The sequence below is a fragment of the Methylobacterium sp. R2-1 genome, from assembly GCF_014191355.1.
Taxonomy (GTDB): Bacteria; Pseudomonadota; Alphaproteobacteria; order Rhizobiales; family Beijerinckiaceae; genus Methylobacterium.
The window spans coordinates 89,779-109,101 of the sequence record NZ_JACHWM010000009.1; the positions used below are offsets into that span (position 1 = coordinate 89,779).

A 19,323-nucleotide genomic window follows, 5' to 3' on the forward strand; every position below is an offset into this window, starting at 1 on the left:
AGGATGTCTTGAAGCCGATGAAGCTGTTCCACTCGCACAGCTCGCCCTTCGTGCGGAAGGTCATGGTGGTTGCCCACGAACTCGGCCTCGCCGAGCGGCTGGAGCTGCTGCCGAGCGCTGTCCACCCGGTCAAGCGCGACCGCTCGGTGCTGGCGCAGCACCCGCTCGCCCAGGTGCCGACCCTGATCCTCGTGACCGGCGAGAGCCTCGCCGACAGTCGGGTGATCTGCGAGTATCTCGATGCCGAAGCCGGCCGGCGCCTGTTCCCGGCCGAAGGCCCGGCGCGGTGGCGAGCCCTCAACGAACAATCGACCGCCGACGGCGTGCTCGATGCCGCCCTGCTGATCCGCTACGAGTTGACCGCGCGGCCCGAATCCGAGCGCTCGGCCGCATGGATCGAAGGGCAGACCGCCAAGATCGAAAGCGCGCTCGCGTGGTTCGAGGAACACGCGGAGAACTTAGAGGATCGGGTCGATATCGGCACCATCGCGCTTGCCTGCGCGCTGGGCTACCTCGACCTGCGCTTCTCCGACATCGCGTGGCGCGACGACGCGCCGAGGCTCGCGGCTTGGTTCGCCCGGTTCGAGGAGCGACCCGCCATGATTGCGACGCGCCCGCCCGCCGGCTGACCTTTTGGGGTCTTCCGGCTGGCTCGGCCCTTGCTACGCTCGGGCCGTCCCTTCCGGGAGGCCCTCATGCCCGATTTCGTCGCCGCCGCGCTCGCGTCCGCCGTCTTCTGCCTCGCCGTCATCGCGCTCAATGCGCTGACCCGCCTCGCGCTCCAGGCTCACCTCGCCCCGGACGGCCTCGCGGAGAACGGTTTTTTGCAGTTTGGCGGCGCGCTCGCCCTCGCCGGGACGACCTATCGGCGGACGACGCGCCTGCCCGAGCGCCTCATTGGCGATTGACCCGCATCAGCGGGTAAAAGGGTTTTGGCCGAGAGGCTTATCCTGCAACGTTGCGCTTCTGGATCGCTTCGCTGACGCTCGCGATGGCGGGGCGGCGCCGAAGCGGTCCAGGAGCACGACAGACAGCGGCCTAAATCGAAAAAAGCCCGCCGCGGGTCCGCCGCGGCAGGCTCGGAGGACGAACGTCCCGCCCGTGAACGGGCGAGGCGAGTCCTTAGAAGTACGACTTCAGCACGCCGCGGCGGCGCACGTCGAGCGTGGCGCAGTGGAACGAGCCGCCGAACGGGCCGTAGGACAGGAACGGCGCCGGGATCGGGTCGAAGCCCCAATCCTTCAGGGCCTTGATCAGAGTCGGCTGACTCTGGTCCACGACGATCTTCTTCTCGTCGATGGCGAGCACGTTGATCGAGGTCCAGGGCGAGCACATCGAGATCTTGCTCATGAAGCCCTCGACCGGGTCGGGGCGCGGGGCGATCAGCACGTCCCACTTCTTGAGCACCGAGGGCAGCTTCTCGACGTCGATGTAATCGGGGTTGACCAGCACCTTGCCCGGCGCCAGCGGCATGAACGACGAATCGATGTGCATCGGCTGCGGGCAGCGGCTCTCGATCTCGTGGATGCGGAAGCCCGGGCCGAGGTGGCGGCGCAGCCACTCGATGCCCATCAGGTTCGTCACGTTGGAGCGGGTCACGAACAGGTCGCGGCCGCAGCGCACGAAGTCGGCGGCATCGAAGACCGGCTCGAACTCGTTGACCGTGAACTGCATCGGTTCGCCGGCCTTCAGGTTCGGCACCCGGTAGTCGTAGTTGTAGAGGTCGTCGGTGAGCTGCGGACGCGGCGCGGACGTCCACCGAGCCCCGGCGCGGAAATACTCCTTGAAGAGCGAGCGGTAGGCGTCGCCCTCGAAGTAGCGCGAGCGCCAGCACATCGGGCTCTCGATGATTTCGTCGCCGATCACGAGGTAGGGGTCGCGCGGGCAGGCGACGCAGAAGCCGCGGGAGGTCCAGCGCGGCGCCTTGAACTTCTTCGAGAAGTCGACCGCATCCGGGCGGCGCACCTTCACGCCCTCGCCGGCCAGAATCGAGATGAAGTTGTCGAGCTCGGCCTGCGCGAGCTTCTTCATGAACTTCGGATACTTCCAGCCGGAGGCGAAGCGGTAGAACGGCTGGGCCGCCCGCGGCAGGTTGAAGATCACGGTGAGGTGATGGGTCGGGATCGTGGCGCCGTCGAGGGAGCCGACGATCACCTCCTCCAGCGGGTCCCACTCGTTCCAGGCCATTACCGGGCTGCGGGTGGCGGGGATATCCCGGCGGGACTCGTAGCCCTCCGAAAAGCCCTTCGTCGAGGCGTCGTCGACCAGGGCGGAATCCGCCATGATCTGCGGCTCGCGATCCATTATCGGCTCCATTGAAGCGGCGTCTCGCGACAATCGTCGCCAGCGTCCACCGCGGGCGCCGCTTTGCTCCCCGGTGTGTCAATCGGGTGATAGACAGGGCTGGGTAAAGCTGCAACCTGCGGAAACGCTTCCCGCCACCGGCTAAGCTTCGATGGTCGCTTCGGGTGGGATTTCGACAACACAAGCCTTCGCCGATGGTCGAAAGAGGCTGATGAAGCGTCTCACAACACTGGCATCGATCGTTGGATTGGGCACGGCGCTCGCGCTGTTCCTGTCTTCCGGCGTGTCCGATGTCACCGCAGCCGTCGTGAGCGCGGGCTGGGGCACGCTCGCCGTCGTGCTGGCCCGCTTTCTCGCCGTCGGTTGGGCGGGTCTCGGCTGGCACGCGGTGTTTCCCCGCGGCGCCGGGCCCACCTTGCGCGACTGCATCTCGCTGCGTTTCGTGCGCGAGGGCATCAACACGCTGCTGCCGGTGGCGCAGGTCGGCGGAGACCTCATCGGCGCGCGCCTGCTCACGCGGCGCGGCACGCCGGGCGGCATGGCCGGCGCCAGCATGTTCGTCGATCTGATGACCCAGGCGGTCACCCAGCTCGTCTTCACCATCGCCGGGCTCCTCCTGCTGATGCAGATCACGGGCGACGGGCCGCTGGTGCGCACCGTCGCGGGCGGCGTACTGCTCGCGATCCCGGCGCTTGCCGCCTTCTACGTCATCCAGCGCCGCAGCGGCCACCGCGTGATCGAGGCAGCTCTCAGCCGCTTCGCCGCCGGCCGCGAGTGGCGGGCGCTGGGCGCGATCGACGTCCTCTACGAGAACCTGCGCCGGCTCTATGGCAACCGCAGCCGCGTCGGCGCGGCGCTGCTGATCCACCTCGCCGGCTGGGTCGCCGGCACCGTCGAGGTGTGGATCGCCCTCAACGCCATGGGCTACTCGGTCAGCTTCGTCGACGCTCTGGTGATCGAGAGCCTGGCTCAGGCCGTGCGCGGCGCCGCCTTCGTCGTGCCCGGCGCCATCGGCGCCCAGGAGGGTGGCCTGATTGCGCTCGGCGCCTTGTTCGGCATTCCGGCGGAAGCCGCGCTCGCCCTGTCGCTGGTCAAGCGCGTCGCGGACCTCGCCGTCGGCCTGCCGAGCCTCGCCCTGTGGAACCTGATGGAGCGGAAGGCCGCGGCCTCTCCCGAGCCCGATGGTGCCGAGGCGGTCCGCGAAGGGCTCGGCGCGATCCGGGCGCGGCTCGGCCGCCGTCTCGGGCCAGCCCCGCTCGCTCCAGCCTACGGCTTTCCCACCCCGCGGAATCCGGCCGCCCTTTCCTCCGACAACGAAGCTGGAGCGCTCCAGAAGTGCGCCTGAACCGCCGCACCCTCCTCGCCACCGCGATCGCAGCGGTCGCAGCCTCGGGAACGCCGCACATCGCCCGTGCCGCCGAGGATCCGGCGGTCGAGCCCATCAAGCGGCTCTACGCCAAGTTCGAAGAGGCGCTGAAGAACGGCGCGGGCGACCTCAAGAGCCGGCTCGCCGTGGTCGGCGACACCCTGGCGGCCACCTTCGATACGCCGGCCATGGTGCGCACCGCCGTCGGCCCGAAGTGGAAGACCTTCAAGCCCGAGCAGCAGGAGGCCCTCACCGAGACCTTCGGCAAGTACTTCGTCACGCTCTACGCCAATCGTCTCTCGCAGGCGGCGGGCGGCAAGTTCGACATCAAGCCGCAGAGCGAGGAGCGCGGCCCGAACCGCGTCGTCTCCACCCGCGTCTCGAACAAGGACGGGGACGAGTCGGACGTCGATTACGTCGTCAACGCGAGCAACCGGGTGCAGGACGTGCTGCTCAACGGCAATGTCAGCGAGGTCGCCTCGATGCGTGCCAGCTTCGCCGACCCGCTCAAGGGCGGCGCCGACGGCCTGCTGAAATTTATGCGCGAACGCACCGACGGGATGCTCGCCGCCAAAGTCTCGCCCCGAGAATAGGGGCTTAGAAGCATTTCTTCCTGCCGAAGCGCTGAGCGATTCGGCGGCACGAGACCCTTAAGATGCAACCCTGGGGCCGACCGCGATCCGGTTGGGGCGGCACCCAGGCCTTGACCCACTTAGACCGCCGACCGCGGTCCCCGACCCAAGACAGCAGCGAGCAACGCCGCGCCATGGACCTGAACGAGCTGCCGGCCTGGATCGCACCCGTGCTTCTGCTGATGGCGCTCGCCGGCTGCGTCTATGCCCTGCTCGCCGCCCTCCTCGTCGGCCGCTTCGCCGCGCGTCCCTCGCCTGCGCTCGCAGGCGATGCGCCGCGGCCGAGCGTGACGATCCTCAAGCCGCTCTGCGGCCTCGAACCGGACCTGTTCGAGAATCTCGAAAGCTTCTGCCGCCAGGATTACGCCGGCCCGGTACAGGTCGTGTTCGGTGTCCAGAACGCCGCCGATCCGGCGATCGCTGTGGTGCAGCGCCTGCGCACGGCCCATCCCGCCTTGCGGATCGACCTCGTGGTGGATGCGAGCCAGCACGGCTCGAACCGCAAGGTCTCCAACCTCATCAACATGTCGGAGCGGATCGCCCACGAAGTCGTCGTGCTGGCCGACAGCGACATGTCGGTGCGGCCGGACTACCTGGAGCGCATCGTCGCCGCGCTGTCGCAGCCGGATGTGGCCGGCGTGACCTGCCTCTATCACGGCGTTCCGGGCGACCGTGGCCTGTGCGCACAGCTCGCGGCGCTCGCCATCGACGTGCAGTTCGTGCCCAACGTCATCCTCGGCACCACCTTCGATCTCGCCCGGCCCTGCTTCGGATCGACCATCGCGATGACGGCCTCGTCGCTCGCTCGTATCGGCGGCTTCCGCGCCTTCAAGGACGATCTGGCCGACGACTATGCCATCGGCGAAGCCCTGCGCGCCACGGGCGGCACGGTGGCGATTCCCGCTCTCACCATCGGGCATGCCTGCGTCGATACCGAACTCTCCGGCCTGTGGCGGCACGAGCTGCGCTGGAACCGCACCATCCGCAACGTCGATCCCAAGGGCTATGCCGGGTCGGTGGTCACTCACGCCTTCCCGCTGGCCCTTCTCGCCGCGCTGATGCCCGGCGCCGGCACCGGCGCCCTGGCCGTGGCCGCGCTGGCGCTCGCCTGCCGCATCCTGCTGTGCCTTCGCATCGAACGCGCCTTTGGGCTCGCTCCCCATGCCTACTGGCTGTTGCCGATTCGCGACATGCTCTCCTTCATCAACTTCACCTGGAGCTTCGTCTCGGGTGCGGTGACATGGAAAGGTCACGATTACCGTGTGGTTGCGGACGGTACGCTAATTCCGGAGCACGGCCTCGGTCGCGAGTCGCGCGCGACTTCGGTCTGAACTCTCGAGCATCGTCCCGAAAGGTGGTTGCCGGCTTTCGGGAAAGGACGATGCAAAAACAAAGATCGAGCGCATCGTCCTGAATTCAGGACGATGCGCGAACCCTTCACATCAATACTGTCCCGAGCCTTGAGGCCTTGAACCCCATGCGCACGCTTTTCCTGCAGGCCCCCACCTTCGACGGCTTCGACGGCGGCGCCGGCTCGCGCTACCAGGCCAAGCGCGAGATCAAGTCGTTCTGGTACCCGACCTGGCTCGCCCAACCGGCGGCTCTGGTGCCGAACTCGAAGCTGATCGACGCACCGCCGCACAACATCAAGCTCGACGAGATCGTGGCCCAGGCCAACGATTTCGACCTCGTCGTGCTTCACACCTCGGTCCCGTCCTTCAAGTCCGACGTGAAGACCGTCGAGGCGCTGAAGGCCGCCAACCCGAAGCTGATCGCCGGCCTGATCGGCGCCAAGGTCGCGGTGGATGCCGCCGGCGCCATGGCCCAGGCCCCGTGCATCGATTTCTGCGCCCGCAACGAGTTCGACTTCACCGTCAAGGAAGTCGCCGACGGCGTGCCGATGGCCGAGATCAAGGGCCTGTCCTATCGTGATGCCAACGGCGTCGTGGTCCACAACGAGGACCGCGAGATCATGACGGATATGGACCAGCTTCCCTTCGTCACAAGCGTGTACAAGCGCGATCTCGAGATGGAGAAGTATTTCATCGGGTACCTGAAGCACCCCTACATCTCGTTCTATTCCGGCCGCGGCTGCAAGAGCCGCTGCACCTTCTGCCTGTGGCCGCAGACCGTCGGCGGGCACACCTACCGCACCCGCTCGGTCGCCCACGTGATCGAAGAGATCAAGTACTGCATGAAGGAGTTCCCTCAGACGAAGGAGTTCTTCTTCGACGACGACACCTTCACCGATAACCTGCCCCGCGCGGAAGAGATCGCTCGCGAGCTGGGCAAGCTCGGCGTGACGTGGTCGTGCAACGCCAAGGCCAACGTGCCCCGCGAGACCCTGAAGGTGCTCAAGGAGAACGGCCTGCGCCTGCTCCTCGTCGGCTACGAGTCCGGCAACCAGAAGATCCTCAACAACATCAAGAAGGGCATGCGCGTCGAGGTCGCCGAGAAGTTCACCAAGGACTGCCACGACCTCGGCATCGCCATCCACGGGACCTTCATCGTCGGCCTGCCGGGCGAGACGAAGGAGACGATCCAGGAGACGATCGCGTTTGCCAAGCGCATCAACCCGCACACGATCCAAGTCTCGCTCGCCGCGCCCTACCCGGGCACCTTCCTCTACAAGCAGGCGGTGGAGAACGGCTGGCTCGACGTCGAGAATGCCGAACTGGTGGACGAGAACGGCGTGCAGATCGCGCCGCTCCACTACCCGCACCTGTCGCACTCGGAGATCTTCTCGGCGGTCGAGGAGTTCTACCGGAAGTTCTACTTCCGCGCCCCGAAGATTGCCTCGATCGTGAACGAGATGGTCCGCTCGCCGGAGATGATGAAGCGCCGCCTGCGCGAGGGCGTCGAGTTCTGGCACTTCCTGCGGGACCGCAAGGCTGCCGCGTAACACCGGGCGCCGCGACATCAAAACAGGAAAGGCCGGGCGCGAGCCCGGCCTTTCTTGCTTCCAGGGCTCTGCCCTGGACCCGCGAGGGGGCTTGCCCTCTCGACACCCGTGACGAGAGAATTCCCTTGAAGCGACTGGTCGTCACCGCCGACGATTTCGGCCTCAGCCGCGAGGTCAACGAGGCCGTCGAGCAGGCTCATTTGGACGGCATTCTCACCGCGGCGAGCCTGATGGTGTCAGCGCCCGGCGCCGCCGACGCCGTCGCCCGCGCGCGGCGGATGCCCTCCCTGCGAGTCGGGCTGCACCTCGTGCTGGTCGAGGCGTGGCCGACCCTGCCGCCTGAAGAGCTTCCCGATCTCACCGATGGGCAGGGACTGATGCGGCGCGACATGGAGCGCCTCGGCCTCGACCTCGCGCTGAAGGCGAGCGCCCGGCGACAGCTCGCCGCCGAGATCCGGGCGCAGTTCGAGGCGTTCCGCGCGACCGGACTGCCGCTCGATCACGTCAACGCGCACAAGCACTTCCACATCCACCCGCTGATCGCCGGAATGGTGCTGCGGATCGGTCGCGATTTCGGAATGCGGGCGCTCCGGGTGCCGCGCGAGCCGCGCGATCTTCTGCGGCGCGCCGAGCCCGGCTTTCAGCCGAAGCCCGCCCTCGACACAGCGCCCTGGGCGGCCCTCCTCGCCGTGCGCGCGCGGCAGGCGGGCCTGCTGATCCCGACCCGGACGCTGGGCCTCGCATGGTCCGGCGCGATGACGCCAGAGCGTGTGACCGCCCTGCTACGCCACCTGCCGGACGGGCTGACCGAACTCTACACCCACCCCGCAACGGCCGACGGCTTCCGCGGCGAGGCTCCGGGCTACCTTTACGCAGCCGAGCGCGACGCACTGGTCGCGCCGCAAGCGCGGGAAGCCGCAGACCGCAGTGGAGCCGAGCGGGGCGGCTTCTCGGATTTCCTTTCCTAGAGCATCCCCGCGATGGATGGCCGGCATCTGGCCAGCGCTTCGATCGGCACCGATCTCCGCGGCGGTCTCGACACAGGGAGGCCGGCCTCGACGCGGTGATGTTCGAGCGCTGATCGAAATCAACGCCGGGCGGTGCGCCGAAAGGCATTCTCCGAAACGAGCCGAGGCCTGAAGACGGCTCGGGATCGTCCTCGATGAACGGTGCGGTGGAAGCCGCGAAGCTCGCTGCACTGACAGGCCGAAAGCGATCGCACGTCCAGACAGTGGCTGACCGCGACCGCGTCAGGATCCGCCAGCTGGGCGTCCTATGCAGGCCGCCCCTCAGCCGAGAGGAACGCAAGCTCCATGAGACGACGCGCCGCCCTCGTATCCCTAGGCATCGCAGCGGGCTTGGCCAGCGCATTGGCTAGCGCACCCGCCAGATCCGCCGGGCTCGATTGCGGCCCACCGCCAGCACCGCACCCGGAAGCCGACGCCGTCCTGACCCAGGCGATCGTCTCGCCGCAGCTCGAGACGAATGCGGCCACGGCGCTGGCGTCGGCGGTCCGGCGTCTCAGGAACCAGGGCGTGCCACGCGCGGTCATCGTCGACCGCGCCGTCGCCACCTATTGCCCGATGGTCGCCCGGGACGAGAGCCTGACGCTCGATCGCCAGCGCGAGGCGGTCCGACGCTTCGCCTCCACACTGACGAGCCTCGTGTATGATCCCCTCGACCCGACGCAGAGCGAGACCGCGTTCATTCTCAGCCTGCCGGTCAAGCCGGAGCTCTCGCTGCAGATCGATGCCGCCGCTGCCAAGGCGGGAACGACGCGCGACGCCTGGATCCTGGAGGCGATCCAGGCCCGGCTGGCGGGCGATTGACGCCGGCCGGCCGTGGCCATTCGACGGGCTACTTCACCGCCGCATGCTCGCGGGCGACCTCGCCCGATTGGCGACCGGCTTCCGTACCCTCGGGTCGATCCGCATCGGGTTGCTTCGGCGGCGGCCCGAGGAAGGCCGGCACCACGAAGAACGCCGCGATCAGGGTGAAGAACAGCGATAGGGCAAGCAGTTCGCCCATGCTGGCGGTGCCGGGATGGCTCGACAGCATCAGCGAGCCGAAGGCCGTGCCCGTGGTCAGCGCCGAGAAGAAGATCGCCCGCGTCAGGCTGGAGGCCAGCATGTCGACGACGCCCGCCCGCCACGCGATGACGTAGTAGATGTGGAAGGCCACACCCACCGCCAGCATCAGGGGCAGGGCGATGATGTTGGCGAAGTTCAGCGGCATGCCGATGACCTTGAGCGCCATCAGCGTCCACAGCGTCGCCAGCACCAGCGGGCCGAGCGTCATCGCCACATCCCAGGGTTTGCGCAGCGCGACCGAGAGCAGGATGAAGATCAGCGCGAGCGCCGTCAGGCCGGCCTGCACGAAAGCGCCGAGGATGGTGTAGCTCGACTCCGTCGTGGCGATCGGCGCGCCCGTGGCGTGGGGATCGACCGTCTGCACCTCCTTGGCGAAGCGGCGCAGCACCTCGTCGTCGTTCGAGTCGCCCTTCGGGTGGACCTCGATGCGGGCGCGGCCGTCGCTCGTCACCCACTCCGCCTTCAGCGGCTTGGGCAGATTGTCGAGGGTGATCTTCTTCGGGTCGAGCAGCCCGGACAGGCGGCTCATCAGCGTCTTCAGATCGGTCGTCAGGGCGACGCTGGCGGCCTCGCGCTTCTCCGCCTGGGCAGCGGCGAGGGTGTCGAGGGTGCCCGACAGGCGGTCCGCCGCCTTGGCGCCGGCGGAATCTCCGTTCGCGATGCTCTTCAGTGCCGCGGCCGTCTCCTTGAGCGCCTTGACGTTCTCCGCATCCGTCGGCGGCGGCGGCTTGCGGACCGGGTTGAGGGCGGGTGCGAGGAGTTGCGCCGTCTCCTGGATGGTGGCGAGCTTCTGGTCCTGGTCGCGAGGCACGAAGGTGTCGATCGAGATCACCTTGGCGACCGCGTCGAGCCCCTCCAGGCGCTTGGACAGCGCGGGGACCGCATCGACATTCGGAGCCAGCACGTCGATCGAGTTCGGGCTGGTGGCCGGGTCCTTGATCAGGTCGAGATAGGTCGCGATCGACTCCACCTTCGGACTGCGAAGGTGCATCGGGTTGGAATCGAAGGGCAGCTTCAGCAGCAGCGGGATGCCGGCGAGAGTGATCAGGCCGACGAAGATCAGCACCCACTTGCGGTGCTCGACGATCCAGTGATCGACGCCCGCCATCCACGTCGTCTCGACCGCCCGCTTCTCGCCGCGCGGGTTGAACACCGCGATGAGGGCCGGAAGCAGGGTGAGGGCGAACAGATAGGCCACGATCATGCCGACGCCGGCGATGAGGCCGAGTTCGGACACGCCGCGGAACTGCGTGGGCAGGAAGGCGAAGAAGCCGGCGAGCAGCGAGATCGCCGCCAGGGTCAGCGACCAGCCGACGCCCCGCGCCGCGCCGCGCAACGCGGCCTCGACATTGCCGAGTTCGTAGCGGTCGGCCCGGTAGCGCACGGCGAACTGGATGCCGAAATCGATGCCGAGCCCCACGAACAGGGCGGCGAACGCCACCGAGATCGGGTTCAGTTCGCCCACCATGGCGAGGCCCAAAGCCGCCGTGACGACGAGGCCGGAGAAGGTGGTAATCAGCACGGCCACGACGAGCGGACCGGAGCGCAAGGCCAGCCACAGGAACAGGACGATGGCCGCCGTAGTCAGCGAGTAGTTCAGGAAGGCGTCGTCGGCGAGCGTGGCGAACTCGTCGTCGGCCACCGCCACGGGTCCGGTCAGGCGGATGCGAAGGCCGTGCGCGGCGTCGATGTTCTGCTCGGCGGCAACGCGCCGGATCAACTTGGTCGCCTCGCGGCCCGGCTCCAGCGCGTTGTAGTCGAGCACCGGCTGGATCATCACGAACTTGCGCTTGTCCGTGGTCTCGCTGCGCCCGCCCGCGAGCAGGGTCTGCCACGACATCCGCGCACGCTGGCCGTCGAGCACCTTACGCAGGGTCTCGTCGATCTGCGTCATCGGCTGAGCAAGGTCTTCGAGCTTGGCGTCGCCGCTCTTCACACCCTTCACGCCGAGATTGAGCACCCGCATCACACCGCGCAGCGACGGATCGGCGGCCAGCGGCCCGAGAAGGCCCTGCTGCTCGATCAGGCGCTGAGTCGTCTGCTCCAGTTCCTCCTGCGACATCAGCAGGAGGCCGTTGCGATCGAAGAACGGGCCGCCATCAGGGCGATAGACGGTCTCGATCTCCGAGCGATGCGACTTCAGAGCCTCAGCGAAGCGCGCGGCGGCCTCTTCAGCGATCTCCGGCGTCTCGCCGTCGATGACCGCGGCCACGAGATTCGTGCGCTGCGGGAACGCCTTCTCGAAGGCGATCTCGTCCTGGCGCCAGGAGACGCTCGGCTCGATCAGCCGCTCGACATCGGTGTTGATACGGAACAGATGGGCGGCCGCGACGACCCCCGCGACCGTGATGAGCGCCGCGGCCACCAGTACCAGCCAGCGGCGCCTGACGGAAAACGCGACGAGACGTTCGATCACGTAAAACCCTGTCTGCCTAACGATCCAGCCTGTCCCCGCGTGACGACGGGCCGGGACGCCTTGTCCCGTCCTCCCCCGCGACACAGGACGCGGCGTCCTCAGCAGGCGGCGACGCGCCGAATCGATCCTCGTCATGGCCCGCGGGACGTGACCCTCGCGAGCGGAAAACCCGGATGGGCGCCACCGGCCGGCAGCCCCATTCCGGCGGACACGGAACGCGCGAAGAGACTCGACTGAGACTCCACGCCGATCATTCGTGTCGTTGGCGCGCTACCTACTTGTCCCCGCGAGGGAATGCAACGCGCTCCGGGAAATGGGTCCGATCCGGCGACGACCGTGCGATTGCGCACCGCACCCGGATTGCGTGAGGATATCGCTTCGCACAAGCGTTCCGGACGGTGTCGACTCCGCGACGGTGCAGGACAACAGCGCCAAAGGCCGATGCACGAAAAATCGTGAACTCGTATCGCCCTGTGAGGTTTGTCAGGCACGACAAAAGGTCAAAAATCCGCCGCAGAAGGCGGAAATCAGAGGATCATCCCGTTCCGGATCGCACGGCCACGGGCTTCGTCCCCGAAGCCGGAGGCCGGCTGCGACACCGGCACGACACACTCCCTTTAAATCGCGCCTGACAAGCGCCCTCTCGGAACAGTTCCAGCCTAATGCGCTGGAATTCTTGTTCTTCTCACGCTAAGCAGCCCGACTAAGTCCGGAACCCGCGCATCTAAGGAGCCGCGTCTTGGGAATCCCCATACGGTACGTCGCGAAGATCGGCGGCTACATCCTCAAGCAGCACATCACGGGGCGGAAGCGCTACCCGCTCGTCATGATGATGGAGCCGCTGTTCCGCTGCAATCTCGCCTGCGCCGGTTGCGGGAAGATCGACTACCCCGACGAGATCCTGAACAAGCGGCTGCCGGTGGACGAGGCGCTGGAATCCGTCCGCGAGTGCGGTGCACCGGTGGTCGTGATCGCCGGCGGCGAGCCGCTCCTCCACAAGGATCTGCCGCAGATCGTTCAGGGCATCATCGCGCAGAAGAAGTTCGCGATCGTCTGCACCAACGCGCTGCTCCTTGAGAAGAAGATCAAGGATTACAAGCCGAGCCCCTACTTCACGTGGTCGATCCATCTGGACGGCGACAAGGAGATGCACGACCAGTCGGTGTGCCAGCGCGGCGTCTACGACAAGGCTGTCGCGGCCATCGCCAAGGCCAAGGAGATGGGCTTCCGGGTCACCATCAACTGCACCTTCTTCAACAACTCGTCCGCCGACAAGATCGCCGACTTCTTCGATTCGGTGACCCGCATGGGTATCGATGGCATCACCGTCTCGCCCGGCTACGCCTACGAGCGCGCGCCGGACCAGAAGCACTTCCTCAACCGCAAGGCGACCAAGGACCTGTTCCGCGGTGTGTTCCGGCACGGCAAGGAGAAGGGCCGCGAGAAGTGGACCTTCCAGCAGTCGGGCCTGTTCCTCGACTTCCTGGCCGGCAACCAGTCCTACCACTGCACTCCGTGGGGCAACCCGACCCGCACCGTATTTGGCTGGCAGAAGCCCTGCTACCTGCTCGGCGAGGGCTACGCGGCGACCTTCAAGGAGTTGATGGAAGAGACCGACTGGGACGCCTACGGCACCGGCAACTACGAGAAGTGCGCCGACTGCATGGTCCACTCGGGCTACGAGGCCTCCTCGGTGGTCGACTCGGTGAAGAAGCCTTGGAAGCCGCTGGTGCACGCGATCCGCGGCATCAAGACGGAAGGCGACATGGCGCCGGAGATCTCGCTCGAGAACCAGCGCCCCGCCGAGTTCGTGTTCTCGCGCAACGTCGCCCAGAAGCTCTCCGAGATCAAAGCCTCGGGCGTCGACACGAAGCAGGAAGCTCGCAAGCGCACCGCCGCCTGAGCCCAGCTCCCTTTCTCAGACGAGAAGACCCGCGCGGCGTCGGCCGGGCGGGTCTTCTCGTTTCAGGACCGTTTTCGCGCGAAGCGGTTCATCGCTTTCCGGCCGGTCGCTTCGTCCGGCGCGATCGACGAAGAACCCGGTCCGGCCTCCGCCGGGTGACCGAGCGGCCGTTCACGCCACCCCGAGACCGGGACCGAGCCGGAGACGGCAGCGGGCGAGCGCCGCAAACGCTGCCGAGGAATCACGGCCGAGCCGAATCAGGTCGCCGATCCGAGCGCGGCCTCGCAGCAGCGCGCCGAGCACGGCCCGGATATCGGGTTCGCCCTCCGGCGTCAGGGCAGCGGCGGCGAAGGCGGGCAGGGCGCGCTCCGCAGGATCGCAGACGACCCGAATCGCCGCGAAGGGGAGGGCATGGTGGGCCGCGTAGGCGGCGGCCACGTGCGACTCCATATCGACCGCCAGGGCGCGGGTGCGCGCATGTAGCGCCGCCTTTCCGGCGACACTCATGACTGCGGTGTCGGAGCCGGCGAGGCCGCCGACGACGACGCGGTCCGGCGCCCCGCTCAGGGCCTCGAACAGGCGGCGGCTGATCTCGGGATCGGCTAGAAACCGCGTCTCCGCATCGAGATGCGTGCCGACGACGACGTCGCCCGGCTTCAGGGCAGGATCGAGGCCGCCGGCGATCCCGAAGCTGATGACCGCGCGCAGACCGTGCGAAGGGCGCTCATCGAGCGCCAGCTTCAGCCGCGCGGGATTGCCGCCGGCCTGGATCGTCTCCACACCCGGCCCGGCGGCGACGCGGGCCTCGCGGGCAAGGCCCATCACCGCCAGAACCGTGCCGCCGTCCATCGCCGCACCCTCGGAATCCGCCGCGCCGGATCAGCGCGTGACGGTGTAGAGCGAGGCGCCCGCGGAGACCGGCGCCGTCACGGTCGAGAACACGCCGAGCACCTTGCCCAGCTCCGCGAACGGCGAATTCGACACGTAGACGAGGTCGCGGTTCCGCATGCGGAAGCTCTGCGTCAGGAACAGCCCCTGCGCGTCGCGCAGGTTCACCCGGTACACCACCGGCACCTGCGGCGAGGCCAGGAGCGGCGAGTTCGGCCGCAGCCGCCGCACCACCGCCGCCGGCTCGTAGCGGAAGATGAACACGCCTTCCGGATCGGCCTGGAAGTCGCGCAGACCCGCGGCGCGGGCCAGCGCCTGCGACAGCGTCAGCCCATCGGCCGAGAAGGGCACCTCCGTCGTGGAGCCGAGCGCGCCCACCGACAGGAAGGTCTGCGGGTCGCGCACCAGCGTCAGCGTGTCGTTCGGCCGAATGAAGATGTTCTCGCGCGGATTGGCGACGACCGTGCTCATCGGCACGGTGACAGTGCGGTTGCCGCGTGACAGCCGCACGAAGGTCTCGGCCACCGGCGTGCGCACGCCGCCGGCCTGGGCGACGACGTCGAGCAGGCGGTCGCCGCGGCCCGACAGCGGCACGCGCATGCCCATGGCCGCCTCACCGGTGACGGTGGCCGATTGCGAGACCGGCTTGGTGACGGAGACGAGCACCTGCGGCTGGATCGCCTTGCCGGCGAGTTCGGTCTCGATCAGCGCCTGCACATCCTGGGTGCGGCGACCGACGACCTTGATGCGGCCGGCGTAAGGGACGGTGATGCCGCCATCGGGGCCGACCACCTGCTCGGGGATCATCGCGGACTTGGAGCCGGCGGAGAAGCGGTCGGCGACCAGCGGACCGGAGAACAGGCCGCCGGAGCCGGCTTCCCAAACCTGGACCGCCACGTAGTCACCGACGCCGATCACCGGCTCGAGGGCCGGCCGGTTGTCGCCGAAGGTGACGAGGAGGCTGTCGAGGGGGCGGGTTCGCAGGGCCTCGACGATGGCGGGGGTGACGTCGATGATCTCGTAGCGGGCGAACAGGCCCTCGGCGGTGGCGACGTCGGCGCCGTTCTCGATCGCCGAGGTGGTCGGCCCCGCGGCCGGCAGGATCGAGCACCCCGACACCGCCGTGGCGGTGAGGAGGGCAATGGCTAGAGCGCGCATTCAGGTCGCCTGACGGTTTCTCTCATCGGGTGGGTAGCCGAAAGCGGCCAGGCTGTCCGTGGCGAGGCCGCCACACCGGGCGCGGGAGCACGAAATGCGCCGGCCTTTCCCCGAAGCCCACACCTCTCCCGCACGCTCCGGACGTCGCTCCCTGCCCCTGCAGAAACGACAGCAGGGCGTGAGGATGGTCCTGCGGCCGAGGTCCACTAACTGTCTGCGTCCGGCCGAGCCGGTGCCGATCGGCTTGCGGATGGGTCGAGGCGCCCGGCACCTGTCCTCATCGCTCGTCCTAGAGCATCGTCTGGGATATCGGATTCAGGACGATGCTCTAGCCTCTTGTTTCTGCATCGTCTTTTTCCGAAAGACGGTGGCCACCTTTCGGGACGATGCTCTAGGAGCCGGATGACCGACCCTCGATCCGCCGCCCCGACCATCCTCGTGGTGATGGGCGTCTCCGGCTCCGGCAAGAGCACCGTGGCCGCGCTTCTGGCCGAGAGGCTCGGCTGGACCTTCGCCGACGGCGACGATTTCCATACACCGGACAGCATCGCCCGCATGCGCGACGGGCACCCCCTCGACGACGCGGTGCGCCAGCCCTGGCTCGGACGCATCCGCGCCTGGATCGAGGCGCGGCTCGCGGCCGGTGAGAGCGCCGTCGTCGCCTGCTCGGCCCTGAAGCGCGCCTACCGTCGGGTCCTGATCGGCGATTCCCCTCAGGTTCGCCTCGTCTTCCTGGAGGGGAGCCGGGACGTCATCCAGAGCCGGATTCGGGCACGAAGCGGCCATTTCATGCCGGCCACCCTCCTCGACAGCCAGTTCGCCGCCCTCGAACCGCCGGGACCGGAGGAACACCCGATCACGGTCGGCATCGAGGAGAGCCCCGACGCCATCGTCGCGGCGGTCGCCGCGCGGCTCGACATCCCGGCCGGCGACAGCTGCGGATAGGAGAGCTCACAGGAGAATTCATGGACATCGCCCTCGTCGTTTCCGACGTCGATGGAACGCTTGTCACCGACGACAAGCAGCTCACACCGGGAGCTGTCGAGGCGGTGCGGCGGCTCGGCGCCGCGGGGATCGGCTTCACCCTGGCCTCCAGCCGCCCGCCGGTCGGCCTGCGCCACCTCGCCGAGGCGCTCGACCTGCGGCTGCCGATGGGCGCTTTCAACGGCAGCACCGTCTGCGCACCCGATCTCCGGCCGCTCTCGGAGCGTCTGATCCCCGAGGCGGTCGCCCGCGAGGCGGCAGCGCGCCTCGACGCGGCCGGGATCGATCTCTGGGTGTTCGCCGACGGCGCCTGGAACTTGCGCGACGCAGAGGCGCCCTACACCGACCTTGAGCGCCGCACCCTTCAGACCAAGCCGAGGGTGATGCCGGACCTATCACCCCTGCTCGGGCGTGCGGCCAAGATCGTCGGCGTGAGCCGCGACCATGCCGGCCTCGCGCGGCTTGAGACGGCACTCGCGGCGGAGCTGCAGGGGCGGGCCGCCGTGCATTGCTCGCAGCCCTACTACCTCGACGTGACGCCGCCCGGCATCGACAAGGGCAGCTTCGTCGCCGATCTCGGCCGGCAGCTCGGCCTTCCGCGGCAGCGAATCGCCACGCTCGGCGATGCGGCCAACGACATCGCCCTGTTCCGGGAGAGCGGATTATCGATCGCCATGGGCAACGCCGTCCCCGCCGTGCAGGGGGCGGCCTCACGGGTGACCCTGAGCAACAACGAGGACGGATTCGCCCACGCGATCAACCGGTTCGTGTTCGGGGACACCTGACGTTCGCGCCCGCGATCGAGGCTGGCAGCTGTGCCCCTTCTGCGACAGGCCGCGGCCGCGTACCACGGCATCCGCAGGGATTTGTCCGGGCTCCACGTTCCCGCCTCATTTGACCTCGACCCAGGCGAGACAAACTGAGCCGTAACGAGTGATCCTCACGAGGCTCCCGCGGCAGCCGCTCCCCAGAAGGGGCAGGCTGCCGGCTAACGGGAGGCGAGGTGGGGCACCCCAAACGACCGGGTCTCCCATGCGTCTTCTCCTCGCCGCCCTGCTTGTCGCCGCCCCGGCGTCGGCCTTCGCCCAGGAGGCGGCGCGGGACAACATCGATGCGCTGATCGCCGAGCAGGCCCGGGCCAACAAGGTGCCCGAAGCGTTCGTCCATCGCGTGGTCAAGCGAGAGAGCAACTACAACGCCCGCGCCAAGGGCGGCTCGGCGCTCGGCCTGATGCAGATCAAGCACGCCACCGCCCGGGGCCTCGGTTATACCGGCGATGCGGCCGGGTTGTTCGACCCCGAGACCAACCTGAAATACGGCATCGCCTATCTCGCCGGCGCCTACCGCGCCGCCAGGGGCGATCTGGAGCAGGCCTACCGCTACTACAACCGCGGCTACTACTACGCCGCCAAGCGCCTCGGCATCGACGCCACGCCGCCCGACGAGGCCGGCACGACGACCGTCGCCACCGCAGCGCCGACTGCCAACGCGACCGCCCGATCCGCCAACGGCTTCGACGGCCTGTTCGCGCTTCGCGGCAGCACCCCGGCCGGGGGCGCCCAGCAGGCGCTGGCCTACGCCGCACCGGGCCCGGGCCCGACCGATGCCGTGGAGGTGCCCCTGCCGCCGCGCCGGCCCGCCGCACTCTCCGGCGCCGCCGAACCGGTGCAGGTCGCGAGCCTCGCGCAGCCGCAGGCCGCTGTTCAAGCCAGTGCTCAAGTCACCAGCCAAGCCGCTGTCCAGGCTCAGGCTCAGCCCACCCCGCAGATCGCGGCCGGGCAGCAGGCGATCGTGTCCGACGCCGTCGAGGTGCCGCTGCCGCCGCGCCGCCCCTCCGAGACCGTGCTCGCGGCGATCGCCCGTCCGCCCCTCATGATGGCCCGCAAGCCGGCCGAGCCCGCTCCGATCCTGGAGGCCTCGGCCGCCCCCGGCACCCCCTGAGCATGCCTTGAACGCATTGCGCGTCAGCCGCCTGTCCATAGAGGAACCGGCACTCTAGCCAGTCGCCCTTCCTGCGGTTATACAGCCCGCCTCGAATCTCCGTCACTCAACGCGGTGCCATCGGCGATCCCCCGGTTAAGGGGATGGGCCTTGGGCGCCCTTTTTGCCTGAGGTACACTCCCATGGCCGTTCCGAAGCGAAAGACGTCCCCCTCCCGCCGCGGCATGCGCCGCTCCGCCGACGCCCTCAAGGCCCCGACCTATGTCGAGGACAAGGACTCGGGCGAGCTGCGCCGCCCGCACCACATCGACCTGAAGACCGGCATGTATCGCGGTCGTCAGGTGCTGAAGGTGAAGTCCGCCGAGGCGTAATTGCCGAGAGCCGCCGGCACGCCCGGCGGCCACAAGTCCGCCTGCCCCAATTCGGCGGTCAGGCTCGATGTCCGAAGGCCGCGGCCCGTGCGTAGAGCGCGGCCGCGGCCTTCGTGCGTTCCGAGCGGGTCGGGCACAGGGCGGGATCGGCACTGACGATCAACTGGGTGAGGAAGTTCGCCATCGGACGACCTCCCCGAAGACGGGGACGGGCGCCACCGTATGGCCCGGCAACGAGGGCGCGCGAGGAGGATTCGGGGCCGGCGAGATGGCCTTGGGCGCTATGGCCCTGATCGGCACAATTGGTCTCGGAACGGTCCATGTCGCGTCGCATCTCCGGCCTCGCACGGGATCTCGTGCAAGGCCGG

At 68.3% G+C, this 19,323-nt stretch carries 18 protein-coding genes; 13 read left to right on the forward strand and 5 right to left on the reverse strand.

Annotation, left to right across the window (positions count from 1 at the left end):
* Positions 1-17: 17 nt before the first annotated feature.
* Positions 18-629, forward strand: a complete 612-nt coding sequence (locus FHU13_RS14020) for a glutathione S-transferase (protein ID WP_183436493.1) — start codon at positions 18-20, stop codon at positions 627-629.
* A gap of 66 nt (positions 630-695) precedes the next feature.
* Entirely contained in the window at positions 696-908 is a 213-nt protein-coding gene (locus FHU13_RS14025) for a hypothetical protein (RefSeq protein ID WP_183436494.1), read from the forward strand.
* Between the two features lie 214 nt (positions 909-1,122).
* Here the strand turns inward: FHU13_RS14025 and FHU13_RS14030 are convergent, their stop codons facing one another.
* On the reverse strand, positions 1,123-2,304 hold the full coding sequence (locus FHU13_RS14030; protein ID WP_183436495.1) for an amidinotransferase: 1,182 nt from the start codon (positions 2,302-2,304) through the stop codon (positions 1,123-1,125).
* A 211-nt stretch (positions 2,305-2,515) separates the two neighbouring features.
* On the opposite strand from FHU13_RS14030, the gene FHU13_RS14035 reads away from it, so the two are divergent.
* From FHU13_RS14035 to FHU13_RS14060, 6 genes are all read left to right on the forward strand, one after another.
* The gene (locus FHU13_RS14035; protein ID WP_183436496.1) at positions 2,516-3,649 is read left to right on the forward strand and encodes an HpnL family protein; all 1,134 of its coding nucleotides are present in this window, start codon (positions 2,516-2,518) and stop codon (positions 3,647-3,649) included.
* Positions 3,640-4,263, forward strand: coding sequence for a phospholipid-binding protein MlaC (locus FHU13_RS14040; protein ID WP_183436497.1), 624 nt, complete (start codon positions 3,640-3,642; stop codon positions 4,261-4,263). The genes FHU13_RS14035 and FHU13_RS14040 overlap by 10 nt, the downstream gene beginning before the upstream one ends.
* Positions 4,264-4,436: 173 nt before the next feature.
* On the forward strand, positions 4,437-5,633 hold the full coding sequence (gene hpnI / locus FHU13_RS14045) for a bacteriohopanetetrol glucosamine biosynthesis glycosyltransferase HpnI (protein ID WP_183436498.1): 1,197 nt from the start codon (positions 4,437-4,439) through the stop codon (positions 5,631-5,633).
* A 146-nt stretch (positions 5,634-5,779) separates the two neighbouring features.
* A complete protein-coding gene (gene hpnJ / locus FHU13_RS14050; RefSeq protein WP_183436499.1) occupies positions 5,780-7,204 on the forward strand; it encodes a hopanoid biosynthesis associated radical SAM protein HpnJ in 1,425 nt (474 codons plus the stop codon).
* Between the two features lie 125 nt (positions 7,205-7,329).
* The gene (hpnK, locus tag FHU13_RS14055; RefSeq protein WP_183436500.1) at positions 7,330-8,172 is read left to right on the forward strand and encodes a hopanoid biosynthesis-associated protein HpnK; all 843 of its coding nucleotides are present in this window, start codon (positions 7,330-7,332) and stop codon (positions 8,170-8,172) included.
* 345 nt (positions 8,173-8,517) lie between these two features.
* Positions 8,518-9,033, forward strand: coding sequence for a hypothetical protein (locus FHU13_RS14060; RefSeq protein ID WP_183436501.1), 516 nt, complete (start codon positions 8,518-8,520; stop codon positions 9,031-9,033).
* 28 nt (positions 9,034-9,061) lie between these two features.
* Here the strand turns inward: FHU13_RS14060 and FHU13_RS14065 are convergent, their stop codons facing one another.
* On the reverse strand, positions 9,062-11,710 hold the full coding sequence (locus FHU13_RS14065) for an MMPL family transporter (protein WP_183436502.1): 2,649 nt from the start codon (positions 11,708-11,710) through the stop codon (positions 9,062-9,064).
* A 739-nt stretch (positions 11,711-12,449) separates the two neighbouring features.
* On the opposite strand from FHU13_RS14065, the gene hpnH reads away from it, so the two are divergent.
* Positions 12,450-13,613 (forward strand): adenosyl-hopene transferase HpnH, encoded by a 1,164-nt coding sequence (gene hpnH, locus FHU13_RS14070; protein ID WP_183436503.1) that lies wholly within the window; start codon positions 12,450-12,452, stop codon positions 13,611-13,613.
* A 171-nt stretch (positions 13,614-13,784) separates the two neighbouring features.
* Here hpnH and FHU13_RS14075 read toward each other — a convergent pair whose 3' ends face one another.
* Positions 13,785-14,462 (reverse strand): phosphorylase, encoded by a 678-nt coding sequence (locus tag FHU13_RS14075; RefSeq protein ID WP_183436504.1) that lies wholly within the window; start codon positions 14,460-14,462, stop codon positions 13,785-13,787.
* 30 nt (positions 14,463-14,492) lie between these two features.
* Positions 14,493-15,659 (reverse strand): polysaccharide biosynthesis/export family protein, encoded by a 1,167-nt coding sequence (locus tag FHU13_RS14080; RefSeq protein WP_183436505.1) that lies wholly within the window; start codon positions 15,657-15,659, stop codon positions 14,493-14,495.
* Positions 15,660-16,061: 402 nt separating this feature from the next.
* On the opposite strand from FHU13_RS14080, the gene FHU13_RS14085 reads away from it, so the two are divergent.
* The 4 genes from FHU13_RS14085 (at position 16,062) to rpmF (ending at position 18,955) form a co-directional block, all read left to right on the forward strand.
* On the forward strand, positions 16,062-16,604 hold the full coding sequence (locus FHU13_RS14085; RefSeq protein WP_183436506.1) for a gluconokinase: 543 nt from the start codon (positions 16,062-16,064) through the stop codon (positions 16,602-16,604).
* A gap of 20 nt (positions 16,605-16,624) precedes the next feature.
* On the forward strand, positions 16,625-17,428 hold the full coding sequence (locus tag FHU13_RS14090; protein WP_183436507.1) for a Cof-type HAD-IIB family hydrolase: 804 nt from the start codon (positions 16,625-16,627) through the stop codon (positions 17,426-17,428).
* Between the two features lie 247 nt (positions 17,429-17,675).
* The gene (locus FHU13_RS14095) at positions 17,676-18,584 is read left to right on the forward strand and encodes a transglycosylase SLT domain-containing protein (RefSeq protein ID WP_183436508.1); all 909 of its coding nucleotides are present in this window, start codon (positions 17,676-17,678) and stop codon (positions 18,582-18,584) included.
* Between the two features lie 182 nt (positions 18,585-18,766).
* Positions 18,767-18,955, forward strand: a complete 189-nt coding sequence (gene rpmF, locus FHU13_RS14100) for a 50S ribosomal protein L32 (RefSeq protein ID WP_003601373.1) — start codon at positions 18,767-18,769, stop codon at positions 18,953-18,955.
* Between the two features lie 58 nt (positions 18,956-19,013).
* Here rpmF and FHU13_RS28235 read toward each other — a convergent pair whose 3' ends face one another.
* Positions 19,014-19,139, reverse strand: a complete 126-nt coding sequence (locus FHU13_RS28235; RefSeq protein WP_281411608.1) for a hypothetical protein — start codon at positions 19,137-19,139, stop codon at positions 19,014-19,016.
* Positions 19,140-19,323 lie beyond the last annotated feature (184 nt).